The sequence below is a fragment of the Streptomyces sp. R28 genome (assembly GCF_041052385.1).
Lineage (GTDB): Bacteria > Actinomycetota > Actinomycetes > Streptomycetales > Streptomycetaceae > Streptomyces.
Map to the genome: position 1 here is coordinate 9,472,304 of NZ_CP163439.1, position 16,248 is coordinate 9,488,551.

At 68.7% G+C, this 16,248-nt stretch carries 13 protein-coding genes; 8 read left to right on the forward strand and 5 right to left on the reverse strand.

Translation table 11 applies throughout. The features are described 5' to 3' along the window. Positions 1 to 150 precede the first annotated feature (150 nt). The 6 genes from AB5J49_RS41560 (at position 151) to AB5J49_RS41585 (ending at position 9,487) form a co-directional block, all read left to right on the forward strand. Positions 151 to 1,419: an ABC transporter substrate-binding protein gene (locus AB5J49_RS41560; protein ID WP_369174046.1), complete on the forward strand. Its 1,269-nt coding sequence runs from the start codon at positions 151 to 153 to the stop codon at positions 1,417 to 1,419. 15 nt (positions 1,420 to 1,434) lie between these two features. Continuing rightward, on the forward strand, positions 1,435 to 2,415 hold the full coding sequence (locus AB5J49_RS41565) for a carbohydrate ABC transporter permease (RefSeq protein WP_369174047.1): 981 nt from the start codon (positions 1,435 to 1,437) through the stop codon (positions 2,413 to 2,415). Beyond that, positions 2,415 to 3,287: a carbohydrate ABC transporter permease gene (locus AB5J49_RS41570; RefSeq protein WP_369174048.1), complete on the forward strand. Its 873-nt coding sequence runs from the start codon at positions 2,415 to 2,417 to the stop codon at positions 3,285 to 3,287. Before AB5J49_RS41565 ends, AB5J49_RS41570 begins: the two co-directional genes overlap by 1 nt. Positions 3,288 to 3,370: 83 nt before the next feature. Then, on the forward strand, positions 3,371 to 4,906 hold the full coding sequence (locus AB5J49_RS41575; RefSeq protein WP_369174049.1) for an alpha-N-arabinofuranosidase: 1,536 nt from the start codon (positions 3,371 to 3,373) through the stop codon (positions 4,904 to 4,906). Positions 4,907 to 4,983: 77 nt separating this feature from the next. Next, on the forward strand, positions 4,984 to 6,489 hold the full coding sequence (locus AB5J49_RS41580; protein WP_369174050.1) for an RICIN domain-containing protein: 1,506 nt from the start codon (positions 4,984 to 4,986) through the stop codon (positions 6,487 to 6,489). A 112-nt stretch (positions 6,490 to 6,601) separates the two neighbouring features. Further along, entirely contained in the window at positions 6,602 to 9,487 is a 2,886-nt protein-coding gene (locus tag AB5J49_RS41585; protein ID WP_369174051.1) for an RICIN domain-containing protein, read from the forward strand. Here AB5J49_RS41585 and AB5J49_RS41590 read toward each other — a convergent pair. Then, entirely contained in the window at positions 9,429 to 9,947 is a 519-nt protein-coding gene (locus tag AB5J49_RS41590; RefSeq protein WP_369174052.1) for a hypothetical protein, read from the reverse strand. The genes AB5J49_RS41585 and AB5J49_RS41590 overlap by 59 nt on opposite strands. Continuing rightward, a complete protein-coding gene (locus AB5J49_RS41595) occupies positions 9,878 to 10,024 on the reverse strand; it encodes a hypothetical protein (protein WP_369175507.1) in 147 nt (48 codons plus the stop codon). Before AB5J49_RS41595 ends, AB5J49_RS41590 begins: the two co-directional genes overlap by 70 nt. Before the next feature lie 173 nt (positions 10,025 to 10,197). On the opposite strand from AB5J49_RS41595, the gene AB5J49_RS41600 reads away from it, so the two are divergent. Both AB5J49_RS41600 and AB5J49_RS41605 read left to right on the forward strand, forming a co-directional pair. Further along, on the forward strand, positions 10,198 to 11,421 hold the full coding sequence (locus AB5J49_RS41600) for a cytochrome P450 (protein ID WP_369174053.1): 1,224 nt from the start codon (positions 10,198 to 10,200) through the stop codon (positions 11,419 to 11,421). Positions 11,422 to 11,532: 111 nt separating this feature from the next. Then, complete coding sequence (locus AB5J49_RS41605; protein ID WP_369174054.1) at positions 11,533 to 11,799, forward strand: site-specific integrase; 267 nt, start codon at positions 11,533 to 11,535, stop codon at positions 11,797 to 11,799. 523 nt (positions 11,800 to 12,322) lie between these two features. Here AB5J49_RS41605 and AB5J49_RS41610 read toward each other — a convergent pair. The 3 genes from AB5J49_RS41610 to AB5J49_RS41620 all read right to left on the reverse strand — a co-directional run bounded on the left by AB5J49_RS41610 (position 12,323) and on the right by AB5J49_RS41620 (position 15,952). Beyond that, on the reverse strand, positions 12,323 to 13,108 hold the full coding sequence (locus AB5J49_RS41610) for a hypothetical protein (RefSeq protein WP_369174055.1): 786 nt from the start codon (positions 13,106 to 13,108) through the stop codon (positions 12,323 to 12,325). 507 nt (positions 13,109 to 13,615) lie between these two features. Further along, positions 13,616 to 13,918, reverse strand: coding sequence for a hypothetical protein (locus AB5J49_RS41615; protein WP_369174056.1), 303 nt, complete (start codon positions 13,916 to 13,918; stop codon positions 13,616 to 13,618). A gap of 348 nt (positions 13,919 to 14,266) precedes the next feature. After that, positions 14,267 to 15,952 (reverse strand): ribonuclease J, encoded by a 1,686-nt coding sequence (locus AB5J49_RS41620; RefSeq protein WP_369174057.1) that lies wholly within the window; start codon positions 15,950 to 15,952, stop codon positions 14,267 to 14,269. Between the last annotated feature and the right edge of the window lie 296 nt (positions 15,953 to 16,248).

A 16,248-nucleotide genomic window follows, 5' to 3' on the forward strand; every position in this document is an offset into this window, starting at 1 on the left:
TCCCCCTCCGATTGCGCGCCCCCACCCCGCGGGCTTCGCGTCGCGCTCATGCCGGCCGCACTCCGCGGCCGTCCACAGCGTCATCACCCGCAGTCTCGGCCCCGTCCCCAAGGGCCGGACGCACACCCGTACTTCACAGCAGAGGTGGCCATGTCCCCTGAGCAGAACCACAGCACACCGTTCGGCCGCAGGTCGTTCCTACGCGCCTCCGGCACCGTGGCGGCGGCGGGATTCCTCGCCGCGTGCGGCGGGAACACCGGTCGCGGCGGCTCCACCGGCGGTAAGGCGATCAGCCAGTGGTACCACCAGTACGGCGAGGCGGGCACCCAGCAGGCGGCGCTGCGGTACGCGAAGGCGTACACCAAGGCAGACGTGTCGGTGCAGTGGATCCCCGGTGACTACGCCTCCAAGCTCTCCAGCGGCCTGGTCTCCAGCAACGGCCCCGACGTCTTCGAGTTCCACCCCGACGTCCAGATGGCCAAGTCCGGGCAGATCGTGCCGCTGGACGACATCATCGCGGACGTGAAGTCCGACTTCACGGACAAGGACCTGGCCGCCAACTCGGTTGACGGCAAGGTCTACGGCATCCGCATGATCGACGATCCGCAGTTCCTGTACTACCGCAAGAGCCTGCTGGAGAAGGCGGGCGTCCAGCCCCCGACCACCTTCGACGAGCTGATAGACGCCTCCCGCAAGCTCGACAAGGGCGGGGTCAAGGGCCTGTACCTCGGCCTGAAGGCCGGCAGCGACATCCTGGCCAGTCCCCTGGTCTGGGCCACCGGCAGTGAACTGCTGACCGCCGACCACAAGGTCGCCTTCGACACCCCGGCGACGGTCGAGGGCCTGAAGAAGATGCGCGAGCTCTACACGAGCAAGACGCTGCTACTCGGCGCCCCCACCGACTGGTTCGACCCGTCGGCGTTCATCCAGGGCCTGACGGCGATGCAGTGGTGCGGCTTGTGGGCGATGCCCGGCATCCAGAAGGCACTGGGCGACGACTTCGGCATCGTCCCCCTGCCCGGTATCGGCAGCACCGGCCGCCCCGTGGTCTACAACGGCGGCTGGTCCACCTACGTGAGCGCCAAGGCCAAGGACGTCGACGCGGCCAAGGCGTTCGTGAAGTGGCTGTGGATCGAGCAGACGAAGCTCCAGGAGGACTGGTGCACCTCCTACGGCTTCCACATCCCCCCGCGCAAGAGCCTGGCGGCGAAGGCCACCAAGCTGCAGAGCGGCACCGCCGCCGAGGCGGTGAAGCTCTTCGGGACCAACGGGCACTACGACGACCCGTACTGGACCCAGGCCATGATGACGATTTCCCAGGACATGGTGAACAACGCCGTGGTCAGCGGAAAGAACCCCGAGTCCGAGGTGGCCAAGGCCCGCACCCGAGTCGAGGCCGAACTCAAGAAGATCGCCTGAGGGGCGCTGACAAGCATGACGACCACCACCACCGGTGGCGCCCGTCCCGGCGCCACCGCGCCACCCGGCCCGGCGGCGAAGGCGAAAGCGAAGGCGAGACATGACGGGCACGGGGTGCGAGGCAGCACCCGCACCTTCTGGCTCTTCGCGGGTCCCTTCCTGGCCGGTCTCCTGCTGTTCGTCTACGTGCCGGTCGGCTGGAGCTTCTACCTGAGCCTCTTCCAGGCCCAGAACACGGTCGCCCCGACGAAGTTCGTCGGCCTGGACAACTACGCGGACATCCTCACCGAAGGGCCGTTCACCGACAGCCTGTGGACCTTCACGCTCTTCGCGCTGATCGTCGTCCCGCTCACCTACGTCCTGGCTCTGGCGCTCGCGCTGCTCGTCCACCGCATCAGCGTCGCCCGCGCCTTCTTCCGTTCGGTGTTCTTCATACCCACCGCGTGCTCCTACGTCGTGGCCTCGATGGTGTGGAAGCTGTCGATCTTCAACGGGGTGCGCTTCGGTCTCGCCAACACCGTCCTGGGCTGGTTCGGGATCGAACCCATCGCCTGGATCGGCACCGTCTCCCCGCCCTGGTACTGGATGGTGCTGGTCACCCTGCGGCTCTGGCTCCAGCTGGGCTTCTACATGATCCTCTTCCTGGCCGCCCTCCAGCAGATCCCCAAGGAACTGTACGAAGCGGCCTGGACGGACGGCGCCCGACCCGGCTGGCAGACCTTCCGGCACATCACCCTGCCGCAGCTGCGCACCACCTCGGTCGCCGTGGTGCTCCTCATGCTGATCGCGGCGTACCAGGCGTTCGACGAGTTCTACAACCTGCTGCCCAACACCCCCTACGCGCGGCCGCCGTTGGTCTACCTCTACTACACGGCCCTCGGACAGGGTCAGGACTTCGGCCACGGCAGCGCCGGGGCGCTGGTGCTGTCGGCACTCATCACGATGGTGACGCTGCTGCAGGGCAGGATCTTCGGCTTCGGAAAGGCGGACCGCTGATGGCCACCTCCTCCACCACCCATGTCCGCGGCCGTCCACGCACAGTGAGCGAACGGGCCGGCAGCGTCGCCCTCTACACCGTCGCCGTCGTCGTGGCGCTGCTGTTTCTGGTCCCCTTCTACCTGCTGATCCGCAACAGCCTGGCCACCGACGCCGACATCACCGGGGCGAACTGGAAGTTCTTCCCGACCGTGCTGCACTGGGAGAACATCCCCGAGCTGTTCAACGACCCCGCGGTACCCATGGCGCGCAGCATGTGGAACTCCCTCGTCGTCGGGGTGCTCGGCACCGCCGGGCAGCTGCTGGTCTGCTCCCTGGCCGGCTACGCGCTGGCCCGCGTCCCGTACCGGCACGCCAACAAGATCTTCTACGCGGTGCTGGCCACCCTCATGATCCCCAGCGCGGTCACCTTCGTACCCAGCTTCGTCCTCGTGTCGTCACTGGGCTGGGTCTCCAGCCTGCAAGGCCTCATCGTGCCCGGCCTGTTCAGCGGCTTCACCGCCTTCCTCTTCCGGCAGTACTTCCTCGGCTTCCCCAAGGAACTGGAGGAGGCCGCCCGGATCGACGGTCTCGGCAGCTGGGGCACGTACTGGCGGATCGTCGTCCCCAACTCCACCGGCTTCTTCTCAGCGATCGCGGTGATCACCTTCATCACCAACTGGAACGCCTTCCTGTGGCCGCTGGTCATCGGCCAGGACCAGTCCAGCTGGACGGTGCAGGTGGCCCTGTCGACCTTCACCACCGCGCAGACCGTCAACATCCACGAGCTGTTCCTCGCCGCCTCCGTGTCCATCCTGCCGCTGGTGCTCGTCTTCCTCTTCCTGCAGCGCTACCTGGTCGAAGGCGTCGCGCACACCGGCATCAAGGGCTGACCGCAGAGCGCCCCGGCAACCGCACAGAACGCCACAACCGTAGAGAACGCCACTCTTCGCATCGATCCATTCCGGAGTGACCCATGCCCAACCCCGCTAGCCACCCGCCGCTCGCAGGGGCCCTACATCTGGACCCCAACTTCACCGTCGGCGAGGTGAATCCGAGGCTGTTCGGATCCTTCGTCGAGCATCTCGGGCGCTGCGTCTACACCGGCGTCTTCGAACCGGACCACCCGAGCGCCGATGAGGACGGACTGCGCACCGACGTCCTGGCCCTCATCCGGGAACTGGGCGTCACCATGGTCCGCTACCCCGGGGGCAACTTCGTCTCCGGCTACCGCTGGGAAGACGGAGTCGGCCCGGTGGAGGAGCGGCCCCGCCGGCTCGACGGCGCCTGGCGGACCGTCGAGACGAACCAGTTCGGGCTGAACGAGTTCATGCGCTTCGCGGCCAAGGCCGACGCCGAGCCGATGCAGGCCGTCAACCTCGGCACCCGTGGCCTGCAGGAGGCACTCGACCTGCTGGAGTACACCAACCACCCCGACGGCACGGCCTTCTCCGAGCTGCGCCGCTCGCACGGCGTGGACAAGCCGCACGGCATCCGGCTGTGGTGCCTGGGCAACGAGATGGACGGCCCCTGGCAGCTCGGTCACAAGAGCGCCGACGAGTACGGCCGCCTCGCCGCCGTCACCGCCAAGGCCATGCGCGACGTCGACCCGGGTCTGGAACTGGTCGCCTGCGGAAGCTCCAACCGTTCCATGCCGACCTTCGGCGCGTGGGAGGCGACGGTCCTGGAACATACGTACGACCTCGTCGACTTCATCTCCTGCCACGCCTACTACGAGGAGAGCGACGGCGACGTCGACAGCTTCCTCGCCTCGGCCGCCGACATGGAGGCATTCATCGACGGGGTGGTCGCCACCGCCGACCACATCGGGGCCAAACGCCACTCCGGCAAGCGGATCAACCTCTCCTTCGACGAGTGGAACGTCTGGTACCAGAGCCGGCCGGTCAACAACACCGACACCCCGGACTGGAGCGTGGCCCCGCGCCAGCTCGAGGACGTCTACAACGTCACCGACGCCGTCGTGGTCGGCAGCCTGCTGATCACCCTGCTGCGCCACTGCGACCGCGTCACCTCGGCCTGCCTCGCCCAGCTGGTGAACGTCATCGCCCCCATCATGACCGAGCCCGGCGGCCCGGCCTGGCGGCAGACCATCTTCTATCCCTTCGCCGACGCGGCCCGCCACGGTGGCGGCCAGGTGCTCCGGCTCGCCCTGGACACTCCCGTCCACGACACCGCCCGTTACGGCGAGGTGCCCCTGCTGCACGCGACCGCCGTCCGCCAGGAGGACGGGACGCTCACCGTCTTCGCCGTCAACCGGGACACCACGAGGCCGCTCGAACTCACCGCCGACCTGCGGGCGTTCAGCCCGGTGGCCGGGCAGGTGACGCACACCGCCCTGGCCGACCCCGACCGCCACGCGGCCAACACGCTCCAGCACCAGGACCGTGTGACGCCGAAGCAGGTGACCGGCACGGTCACGGACGGCGGACGGCTCAGCGCCCTGCTGCCGCCGATGTCCTGGAACACCATCACCATCCCGCTCGCCCCCTGAGCGGCCCCAGGACCCCCCTCCCACCGCTCGACCCGCGCCCCCGCACCATCCCCGGACCTCAACGAAGAGGTGACACCATGCCCGACACCACATCGCACCGCACACCGCCACCGCGCGCCCGATGGCGGACCACGCTCATCACGCTCCTGACCCTGCTCGGCGGCCTCGCCACCCTGCTCGTGCCCGCCACGCAGGCACAGGCGGCCTCGGTGACGTTCACGACGGGTGCCGACCGGACCGACCAGAACGGCAACGCACTGCAGTTGCACGGCCTGGGCATCATCAAGGTGGGCAGCACCTGGTACGGCTTCGGCGAGGACAAGACCGGCAGGTCGTCGACGGACACGTCGTTCCAGGACATCCCCTGCTACACCTCGACCGACCTGGCGAACTGGACCTACCAGGGTCAGGCCCTGAGCCTGCAGGCCAGCGGTGACCTGGGCCCGAGCCGCATCGTGGAGCGGCCGAAGGTCATCTACAACGAGTCGACCAGCACGTATGTGATGTACATGCACATCGACAGCATGAACTACTCCGACGCGCGAGTCGGCGTGGCCACCAGCAGCACCCCGTGCGGCCCGTACACCTACCGGGGAAGCTTCCGGCCGCAGGGCAACCTCAGCCGGGACATCGGCCTGTTCCAGGACACCGACGGCACCGGCTATCTGCTGAGCGAGGACCGCAACAACGGCCTGCGCATCTACAAGCTGTCCGCCGACTACCTCTCCGTGGACAGCGCGGTGGCGGTGCTGGGCAGCGGCGGGAGCAGCGGCAGCGTCGAGTCGCCTGCCATGGTGAAGATCAACGGCATGTACTACGTCTTCGGCTCCCACCTGACGGGCTGGAGGCTGAACGACAACGTCTACGCCACCGCCACGTCACTGAGCGGGCCGTGGTCGGCGTTCCGGAACTTCGCGGCTCCCGGCACCAACACCTACGGCAGCCAGACGGCGAACGTCATCACCGTCCAGGGCACCGCGGGCACCACGTACATCTACGCCGGTGACCGCTGGGACACCTCCAACCTGGGCGCTTCGAAGCTGATCTGGCTGCCGCTGACCATCCGGGGCACGACGGTGAACCTCGGTCAGTACCCGACCTGGTCCCTCGACGTGGACGCGGGCACGTGGACGGCCGGCAGCGGGATCCCGTCGGAGGGGGTCCACACGGTGAAGAACCTCGGCAGCTCGATGCTGATGGACGTCTCCAGCGGCTCCACCGCGACCGGCGCCAAGATCATCCAGTGGACGTCCAACGGCAGTACGAACCAGCAGTGGACCCTCAAGCGGGTGGCGGACAACATCTACACGCTCAAGAGCGTCAAGAGCGGGCTGTGCCTGGACGTCCCGAGCAGGTCGACCGCCACCGGCGTCCAGTTGCACCAGTGGACCTGCAACGGCGGGACCAACCAGCAGTGGGCCCTCGACCTGACCGGCAGCTACACCGGCAGCAACTACATGCTGGTGGGCGTCGGCAGCGGCCTGCACATCGGCGTCGCGGGCTCGACCACCCAGGGAGCGGCGGTGGACCAAGAACTCGGCGGCAGCGCGAGCGCCAACTCCGAGACCTGGACCTTCTCCTGACCGCGTGCCCCGGCGAGCCCGCCATCGAGCGGGCCGCCGGGGCACGTCCCCTACGGGGGCATTGCAACTCCCGCCTTCCGCACAGCCCTCCGCAGACAAAGGAGTTTGCGCAATGGACCACTCCACGGATCGCAGACGCTTTCTGACCGCTGCCGCACTGACCGCAGGAGCGGCCGCCCTCCCCGGCGGTTTCCTCTCGGGCAAGGCCGCGGCCGCCGTCCCGCCGCAGATCACCGTCCCCGACCGCGGCATCTACGACACCTCTCAGGCCTCCTCCTGGACCGACGGCTTCCTCACCGGCAACGGCGAGTACGGAGCCATCCTCCACGGGGCGGCGACGCTGGAGAAGGTGGTCTTCAACCACCACCGGCTGGTGCTGCCGAACGGCACCCGCACCGTGAAGCCACCAGTGATCTCCGGCCGCCTGGAGGGCGTACGCGACAAGGCACTTGCCGGGGACTACGCCGGCGCCAACAGCGACTTCGCCTCCGGGTGGTCACTGCGCTGGACGCAGACCTACCACCCCGCGTACGAACTGCGCATCGCCACCCCGGGCATGACCACCGTCAACGACTACGGCCGGGTCAACGACTTCCGCACCGGCGAGGTCAGCTCCAGCTGGACCGACCAGTACGGCGCCTGGACCCGCAGGGCCTTCGTCTCCCGCGCCGACAACGTGATCGTCCACGAGCTGATCCCCGCGCCCGGCCGCACGGTCGACACCACCCTGAGCGTCAACACCGCGCTCGACGGGGTGCCGAGCAGCATCGGTTTCACCACGCGCGCCACCACGAGCAACGGATCCGGATACCTGAACCTGCGCGGCACCTACCCGTCCGGGCAGGGCGCCTTCGGCTACGAGGGAGTCACCCGGGTCGTCGCCACGGGATCGGGGGCCTCCGTAAGCGTCAGCGGCTCCACCATCGTGGTGGCGAGGGCGACCAGGGTGATCCTGCTGACCAAACTGGACCGCTACGAAACCTCCACGGCCTGGAACTCGGAGCCGCTGCACGCCCAGTTGGCCGCGCTCGGCACCGACTACACGACGCTGCGCTCCGCGCACACCGCCCTCCACACCGGGCTCTACGACCGCTCCCGCCTCGACCTGAACGTCTCCGACGCCGACCGCAAGCTCTCCGTCAGCGAGCTGATAGCCCGCCAGAACGCGGACCGGAGCGTCATCGACCTCGCCCTGCTGGAGCGCCTCTACGACTCCGGCCGTTACCTCTTCGTCAGCTCCAGCGGCGTCCTGCCGCCCCGGCTCACCGGCATCTGGACGGGCTCCTGGAACGGTGCCTGGGCCGACGACTTCACCACCGACGCCAACGTCAACCTCCAGGTCGCGGGCGGCAACATCCTCGACACCACCGACCTCATGCAGGGCTACTTCAGCCTGATCCTCGACCAGCTCGACGACTGGCGCACCAACGCCACCAACCTCTACGGCGCCCGCGGCTTCCTGGCCCCGTCCCGCACCGACGGCGAGTACGGCCACATGCTCCACTTCAACAACAGCTCGTTCCCGGGCCACTGTTGGACCGGCGGTGCCGACTGGCTGCTCCAGCCGTTGCTCGAGTACTACGAGGTCACCGGCGACGAGACCTTCCTGCGCGACAAGCTCGGCCCCGCCCTGATGGAACTGGCCCTGTTCTACGAGGACTTCCTCACGCGCACCGACTCGGGCGGCAAGGCGGTCTTCGTGCCGTCCTTCTCCATGGAGAACTCACCCGGCAACACCGGCGTGTGCCTGTCGATCAACGCCACCGGCGACATCATGGCCGGCAAGCACGCCCTGCAGGCCGCCATCGACGCAGCCAACACCCTCGGCGTCGAACAGGGCAGCGGCCAGGGAGTCGCCCGCTGGACCGCACTGCTGCACAAGATCCCCGACTACCGCGTCAACGGCGACGGCGCGCTCGCCGAATGGTCCTGGCCCACTCTGACCGACCGCTACAACCACCGGCACATCCAGCACCTGTACGGCGCCTGGCCGCTGCACGAGATCAACCCCGAGGAGGAGCCCTCGCTCGTCCGCCCGGCGCTCAAGGCCCTGGAGAAGCGCGGCGACCAGAACATCTCCGCCCACGGCAGCCTCCACCGCGCCCTGGCCGGCGCCCGGCTGAAGGACGGCGGCAAGGTCTACGACAACCTGAAGAAGATCATCGGCAACAACATGGTCTTCAGGTCGCTGATGACCTCCCACAACCCGAACCTCGACATCTACAACGCCGACGCCGCCCACGCCCTCCCCGGCGTACTCGCCGAGTCCCTGATCTACTCCCGCCCCGGCGTCCTGGAGATCCTGCCGGCCCTGCCCGACCAACTCGCCAAGGGCTCCATCACCGGCGTACGGGCACGCGGCCGCATCCGTATCCACACCTTCAGCTGGGACCTGTCCGCCCGCACCGCCACCCTGTCCGTCACCTCCGCCGTCAACCAGGACTTCACCCTCATCAGCCGCCGCGGCATGACATCGGTGACCACGTCCGCGACCGTGGCCTCCTCGTCCCTGGGCACCCACGCGCGCAAGGTCACGCTGGCCGCCGGGCAGCGCACGGACATCACCGTCTCCCTGCTCAGCGGCTGGTTCCGGCTGGTCAACCGGCGCAGCGGCAAGGCTCTGGACGTCTCCGGCGCCGGCACCGCCGACGGAGGGAAGATCATCCAGTACACCTCGTCGGGCGCCCTCAACCAGCAGTGGCGGTTCCTGCCCAACGCCGACGGCTCCTTCCGCCTCGCCGCCCGCCATAGCGGCAAGGTCCTCGCCAGCCCCGGCGGCTCCGCCCAGGGCACCCAGCTCGTCCAGTGGCAGGACACGGGCGGCGACAATCAGCGGTGGAAGCTCGTCGACGCGGGCGGCGCCTACTACCGGCTCGTCAACGTCGGCAACGGCTGGTGCGCGGACGTCGCAGACGGCTCCACGGCCGACAACGCCCGTGTCATCCAGTGGCCCGTCGGTACCGGCACCAACCAGCAGTGGCAGCTCGTCGCCCTGTGACGGAACGGCGCGGTGCGGCACTCCCTGGTCGCACCGAGGCCCATCGCACGCCCTCGGCCCGGGCGCGGAGGGCGTCCTCGCCCCCAGACATCCTCCGCTCCACACCTGAGCCACATGACCGTCCGTGCCGCACCACAGCACCATGGCCTCGTGCATGGCGGGCAGGGTCTCGTAGTCGCGCGCCAGACGACGTGAGCGCATCAGCCAGCTCAGCGTTCCTTCCACCACCGTTTGACGATGTCGAGGTGAGCTGCGGTTTCTCGACCGCCCAGTCGACCAAGCGCCCGGCATGGCCGCCGTCCGCCCCCACCAGGCGGATGGAGAAGTCCGTCCTTCGCAGCCGCTCCAGCAGCGGGACGGCGGCCTCGCGGTCCCGCACGCCCGCCGCGGTCACAGCCACGACCAGACCGAGGCCAAGGCCGAGGCAGTCCACCACCAGGTGTCGCTTGCGGCCGCCCACCTTCTTCGCGGGAAGTCCGCGGGCAGGCTGGCCCACTTGACGCCGTTGTCGGCCACATAGCGGACCGCGTCGATCATCTGCCGGTGGCAGAAGCCCTCAGAAGCCCTCCGGCCAGGAACCCCTGGACCCGGCCCGGATGCGCAGACCGCCTAGCATGGGCCGGTGCGCACTCCCCCTCGCTGTTGCGGGCCTTTCGGCCCCAAGTCCCGAAGAGCTGAGGAGCACCGACGACTTCTTCTGGGACCGCACCATGGGCGCGTGGATCGCGACCGGGCACGCGGTGGTCAGCAAAGCCGCGGGTGACCCGAGGCTGTCTTCGGTGCGCTGTCCGGACATCGAGGCCGTCCCCGAGGAACTGCGGCCGTTGGCCCGGGTCCTGAGCCGGCAGATGCTCTACAGCGACGCCCCCGACCACCCCCGGCTACGGGCCCTGATCAGCAGGGCCTTCACCCCTCGGGCGGTGGAGACACTTCGCGCCCGGATCCTCGAAGCCGTCGACCGGATCATCACCCACGCGGCGTCGACCGGGCGGATGGACATCGTCGCGGACCTCGCCCGCCCCCTGCCTCTCACCATCATCTGCGACCTCCTCGACGTACCGCAGCAGGACCGCCCCGCCCTCGCCTCCTGGTCCGAGCCGATCGCCGAAGCCATAGGCAACTCCCGGCTCGACGCCGACCGCAACCGCGAGGCCTCGCAGAGTATGACGGACATGCTCGCCTACTTCCGCGAGCTTCTCACCCGATACGACACCCCACCGGCCTCCCATACCTTGCGCGCCCTGGTGACCGAACAGGCCGGGAACACCGACCAGGACCTCGACGAACTCCTCGCCAACTGCGCCCTGCTCCTGATCGCCGGTCACGAGACCACCACCCACTTCATCGGCAACGCCACACTCGCCCTGCTCCGCCACCCGCACGCGGCCGACCAGCTGCGCCGCCGCCCCGAGCTGATGCCTGCCGCGGTCGAGGAACTCCTGTGCTACGACGCCCCGGTACAGCTGATGCTGCGCCAGGCGCGGCACGATCTGGACCTGGCGGGCCGCACTGTCTCCGAAGGGCAGACGGTGCTCCTGGTTTGCGGCGCCGCCAACCGCGATCCGGCCGTGTTTCCCGATCCCCATGTGCTGGACTTCGAGCGGCCCGGCGGACGCCACATGGCGTTCGGGCACGGCCCGCACTTCTGCCTCGGCGCCGCGCTGGCCCGCCTGGAGGGCGCGATCGTCCTGGAGGCACTCCTCACCCGCCTCCCCGGCCTGCAACTCGACAGCACCGAGCCGCAGCAGTGGCAGCGCAGCCTCAACTTCCGTGGCCCCACCCGCCTGGACGTCACTTTCACTCCGCCTTCGGCCGATCACGACAGCGGCACCCAGGCCATGCCGACCACCAGTTCCTCGTACGGCGTCGGCTCCGCGACGCATGTAGGCGCATGCCCCGCCCGGCCTGGGCCTGGTGGCGTCGCGGGCGCCTGACCGCGGCCCGGCGCGCCGCCCTCGTCGCGGTGCGGGGCCAGGGATCAATGAGGGCATAGTCGGTACACGTCGCGCATCCGAGCGACGAAGGAGCGCGACGACGAAGCGGGGATGGCGGTGCAGCCGATTCACCGCCTCCTCGTCGACTTCGTCGGTCGGGACAACCGGCCGGGCAGCGTTCGCGACTGTGCCTTCGATCTGCTGCGTTGGTGGCGTTGGTTGCGGGTGATCCAAGTCGAGTGGGACCGGGCCACATCCGCCGAGGTCCGTGACTTCGCGCTGTGGCTGCGGGCCATGACCAAGCGGCGCACATCCGCCCGTACGCACTCGGCAGCGACCGCAGGGACCACCAACCGGGTTGGGCAGCAAGGCCGTTGATCAGCTGCCCGACCCGGAAAAGGGAATCCGGGCAATGATCGATTACCGAAGAGCGGAGCCACTTCCCCCTGGCTGTACGACGCCCTCTCTCCCGCCGAGCGCGACGAGCTGGTCACCGAGCTCGAACCCATCACCGCGACGCTGGTGTCCGCAGGGTCGCAGTGACGAGAAGCGACTGACGGGACGAGGGGTCCGCCGTCCGGTACGGCGCGTCCCCCCGCCCAGCATGCACATCCGCGATGCTCGACCCGACCATCGACTTCCTGGGGTGCATCCCGATCGCATCCGCTCCCTGGCAGACCCCAAGGCCACCCGGCGAACCCCGACTCCACACGTGGCAGAACCCCCGGCTGACCCGCGCCAGCGGGGGTTCTGCATCGCCTGTTCTGTCACACGCGAGTCACGAACACACGATGCGAGGCTCCACGCCTATACACCTGACTCCCGCGGACCGTCGGCGAACCCTCACACCCCTTTACCGAAGGTCCGCGCGTCGCCTTGGATGGGGCCCGCCGAAGCCGGATCAGGCGCGCAGGGCGACGCCGAAACGGGTCTTCATCCGGCGCAGTTCCCACAGCGAGACGGCGGTCACCGACAGCGGTCCACCCAGCGTGGAGCAGAACTGGACGATGGGTGGGCCCTTCGGCATGCCGTCGCCGATCAGGCTGAAGGCCGCGAACACCCACACCAGGGTCAGGGTGAGGATGGGCGGCAGCATCGGGTGGACCTGGGCGCTGTTGAAGGCACTGCGGGCCGAATACAGCGACGCCATGAAGAAGAAGGGAAAGCCCCACACGATTACGATCAGCGAGGCGACGGCCAGTACGTACTCCCACCAGCTCTTCCCGTCGTCGGCGTTGACGGTCCGGGCCGTCAGGACGAGGGTTCCGCCGATGACGACCAACGCCAGCACGTACCAGCCGACCGCTTTGAGCGGAGCGCGCAGCCGGGAGCGCAGATGCGGCCGCAGGTGCGGGGGCGCGTAGTAGATGAATCCCATGATGACCAGGGGCGCGGCGATGATCAGCACGAACGGGGCGACGATGAGTTGGGCGGCACCGCCGGCCGCCGCGTCCTTCCAGCGGTTCGGGTCCACGTTGTAGGCGAGGATCAGGGCGATGGTGGCGGCGGCACCGAGCACCGTGCGGGCCAGCTGGACGCGGTCCACGGTGCGGTCCTCGATCCGGCCGTCGCCCTCCTGCACGAAGAGCCTGGTGGCAACGCGGTGCGCGGAGCGCAGGATCGCGCCGACGAGCCCGAAGGGAGCGCCGAACGACAGGCAGCCGCGGCGGCGCCGGGCGGCGGGCATCGTGGGCTGGGGGCCATAGGGGTACGGAGGCTGGTTCGGGTACGGGTACGGGCCCGGATGCGGTGGTGGCGGACCGTACGGGGTGCCCTGCGGTGGTCCGTAGGTAGCGCCCCAGCCGCCCTGGCCTCCCGGTCCGTTGCCGCCAGGCTGACCCGGGCCGTTTCCCGGGCCCCATCCCCCCGTAGCCATGCCACTCCCCGTTCAATCTCGGCCAGTTGCTGTGTGTGTCCTGTGGTGCCAGGCGCAGTGTAGTGGCACATCGGGTGACAGAGGCTGTGCTCGTTGCCGGTCGCAACGCTTTGCCCGTCGCGCCAGATAGGTGCATACCCGCAAGCCGCGGGGCCACCAGTCCTCGTGGCCCGGTTTCGAGTCGTATGCGTATCCCGACCCGTCCCGGACCAGGCGGAGTTGGACATGCCCGCAGGGGTGGGTGAGGTGGTCGCGCCAAGGGCGGAAGGCCAGCAGGCCTGCGGCGAGGAGGAGCGGGCAGGACGATCTGTCGAGCCTTCAACCCTCGCCGCGGGCATCGACCGCGACCGCGACGCCGTCATCGCTGGCCTGGGACTCATGTGTTGCCGAAGGGCAGGTCAACCGGATCAAGATACTCAAGCGCCAGATGATCGGCCGGCGCGGTAGCAGGCACCGGTCCTCCACGGTGAGTGATGGGTTGGCGTGGGTGTGTGGGCTGTTCATCTCGCCGAACCGGCTGTCGAGTTCACCGCGCCAGTCGGTCAACGCCGCGGTGATGCGGTCTTCGAGGGTGCTCTCTGCAAACGCCCGCACCCTCCGCAGCCGTCGCGTGCTTGCCATGGCGGTAGCCAGGCTGCTCGCAGCGGCGCAGGCGTGTTGCCTACCCCGCAGGGCACGAGGAGCGCTTGGTCCATCGCTCCTCTGCCATCCGAAGACCATCGTCATGGGCGGCGAATGTCATTGGGTGTCACGCCTGCGGTGACCACAACGAAGTGCGCTCTCGACATGTCTGTGGCCGAGCGACCGACCACTTCGTGAGGTTGGGACTGATCGGCCATGACGCTCTGGGTCCCGGAAGGCCCGTGTGTGGAGTGCGCTGCCACCCCGGCATTCCGGGGTGGCTGCTGATTCCCCTGCCCGACCTCGGTGCTGGCGGGGCCGGGGCCGGAACAGGGACCGTGCTGTGGCTCAGGCGTCGATGATGACGGGGATGATGAGGGGCTTGCGGCGGTGGGTGCGGAACGCCCAGTTCGCCACGGCGCGAGCCAGCAGCTGTTCGAGTTGGTGCGCGTCCCCGACGCCTTCCGCGGCCGCTTTGGCCAGCGTCTTCTCGATGACGGGGATGACCGCCTCGAAGGTGGTGTCGTCGTGGACGAAGCCGCGGGCCAGGAAGTCGGGGGCCTCGGCGAGGGCGCCGGTGTCCGCGTCGACGATCGCCACCACCGTGACCACGCCTTCGGCGGCGAGGGTGAGGCGGTCCTTCAGCGAGGCTTCGGTGGCTCCGCCGACTTCCATGCCGTCCACGTAGACGTTGCCGGCGGGGACCTTGCCGGTGATGGACGCGCGCCCGTCGACGAGGTCGACGACGACGCCGTCCTCGGCGATGACGACCCGGTCGGGGTCGACGCCGGTACGGATGGCGAGGTCGGCGTTGGCCCGCAGGTGGCGCCATTCGCCGTGCACGGGCATGACGTTGCGGGGCTTGACGATGTTGTAGCAGTAGACGAGTTCGCCGGCGCTGGCATGCCCGGAGACGTGCACCTTGGCGTTGCCCTTGTGGACCACGTGGGCGCCCCACCGGGTGAGTCCGTTGATCACCCGGTAGATGGCGTTCTCGTTGCCGGGGATGAGGGAGCTGGCGAGCAGGACGGTGTCGCCCTTGCCGATGCGGATCATGTGGTCGCGGTTGGCCATTCGTGACAGCGCGGCCATCGGTTCGCCCTGGGAGCCGGTGCACACCAGAGTGATCTTGTGGTCCGGGAGCTTCTCCAGCTCCTTGGTGCTCACGACCAGACCGGACGGGACCTTCAGATAGCCCAGGTCACGGGCGATGCCCATGTTGCGGACCATCGAACGGCCGACGAAGGCGACCTTGCGGCCGTGCTGGTGGGCGGCGTCCAGGACCTGCTGGATGCGGTGCACATGGCTGGCGAAGCTGGAGACGATGACCCGGCGCGGCGCGGTGCGCATCACCTGTTCGATCGCCGGGTTCAGCTCACGCTCGGAGGTGGTGAAGCCGGGTACTTCGGCGTTGGTGGAGTCGGTGAGGAACAGGTCCACGCCCTCCTCGCCGAGGCGGGCGAAGGCGCGCAGATCGGTAATGCGGTCGTCGAGAGGGAACTGGTCCATCTTGAAGTCGCCGGTGTGCAGCACCATCCCGGCCCGGGTGCGGAGCGCGACCGCGAGACTGTCCGGGATGGAGTGGTTGACCGCGACGAACTCGCAGTCGAAGGGCCCGAAGCCGCGCCGGTCGCCCTCCCGCACCCGCACCGTGCGCGGCCGGATGCCGTGTTCCTTGAGTTTGGCCTCCAGAAAGGCCAGCGTGAGCTTGGAGCCGACGACGGGAATGTCGGACCGCTCGCGCAGCAGGTACGGCACGCCGCCGATGTGGTCCTCGTGGCCGTGGGTGAGAACCACGGCCACGATGTCGTCCAGCCGGTCCCGGATCGAGGTGAAGTCCGGGAGGATCACGTCCACGCCGGGCTGGGTCTCCTCGGGGAACAGCACGCCGCAGTCGACGATGAGCAGCTTGCCGGCGTGCTCGAAGACGGTCATGTTGCGGCCGATCTCACCCAGGCCGCCCAGGGCGATGACCCGCAGCCCTCCTTCGGGAAGGGGTGGGGCGGCTTTCAGTTCGGGGTGCGGATGACTCATACCTTGACGTTACCCGGAGAGTGGGACGGGTGATCAATTGCCTGTGCGATCTCTCCTTCCGACGGAGCGGGGCACCCGCAGTGGATGCCCCGGGATGACCGCGTTGCGTCGTAGGTCCGGTACAAGGAGTAGTGAAGGCGCTGGTCTGGCCCTTGAGATCTCTGACCGGGGTGTCTTGCTCACGCTGTGTCGACCGCTGGCTTGGGGATGGTGCGTTGCTGGTGCCGGGTTGGCCGGGTGTGTCTCGATATGTCTCGATAGGGGCTCGCCGACCAGCCAGGCGTTGTCACGGTTCT

Excerpts from the sequence above, each read along its gene's own strand:
- AB5J49_RS41580 (WP_369174050.1), top strand. The coding sequence starts at position 4,984 with ATGCCCGACACCACATCGCACCGCACACCGCCACCGCGCGCCCGATGG.
- AB5J49_RS41575 (WP_369174049.1), top strand. The coding sequence starts at position 3,371 with ATGCCCAACCCCGCTAGCCACCCGCCGCTCGCAGGGGCCCTACATCTG.
- AB5J49_RS41605 (WP_369174054.1), top strand. The coding sequence starts at position 11,533 with ATGGCGGTGCAGCCGATTCACCGCCTCCTCGTCGACTTCGTCGGTCGG.
- AB5J49_RS41565 (WP_369174047.1), top strand. The coding sequence starts at position 1,435 with ATGACGACCACCACCACCGGTGGCGCCCGTCCCGGCGCCACCGCGCCA.
- AB5J49_RS41610 (WP_369174055.1), bottom strand. The coding sequence starts at position 13,108 with ATGCCCGCCGCCCGGCGCCGCCGCGGCTGCCTGTCGTTCGGCGCTCCC.
- AB5J49_RS41585 (WP_369174051.1), top strand. The coding sequence starts at position 6,602 with ATGGACCACTCCACGGATCGCAGACGCTTTCTGACCGCTGCCGCACTG.
- AB5J49_RS41615 (WP_369174056.1), bottom strand. The coding sequence starts at position 13,918 with ATGGCAAGCACGCGACGGCTGCGGAGGGTGCGGGCGTTTGCAGAGAGC.
- AB5J49_RS41595 (WP_369175507.1), bottom strand. The coding sequence starts at position 10,024 with ATGATCGACGCGGTCCGCTATGTGGCCGACAACGGCGTCAAGTGGGCC.
- AB5J49_RS41560 (WP_369174046.1), top strand. The coding sequence starts at position 151 with ATGTCCCCTGAGCAGAACCACAGCACACCGTTCGGCCGCAGGTCGTTC.
- AB5J49_RS41620 (WP_369174057.1), bottom strand. The coding sequence starts at position 15,952 with ATGAGTCATCCGCACCCCGAACTGAAAGCCGCCCCACCCCTTCCCGAA.
- AB5J49_RS41600 (WP_369174053.1), top strand. The coding sequence starts at position 10,198 with ATGGGCGCGTGGATCGCGACCGGGCACGCGGTGGTCAGCAAAGCCGCG.
- AB5J49_RS41570 (WP_369174048.1), top strand. The coding sequence starts at position 2,415 with ATGGCCACCTCCTCCACCACCCATGTCCGCGGCCGTCCACGCACAGTG.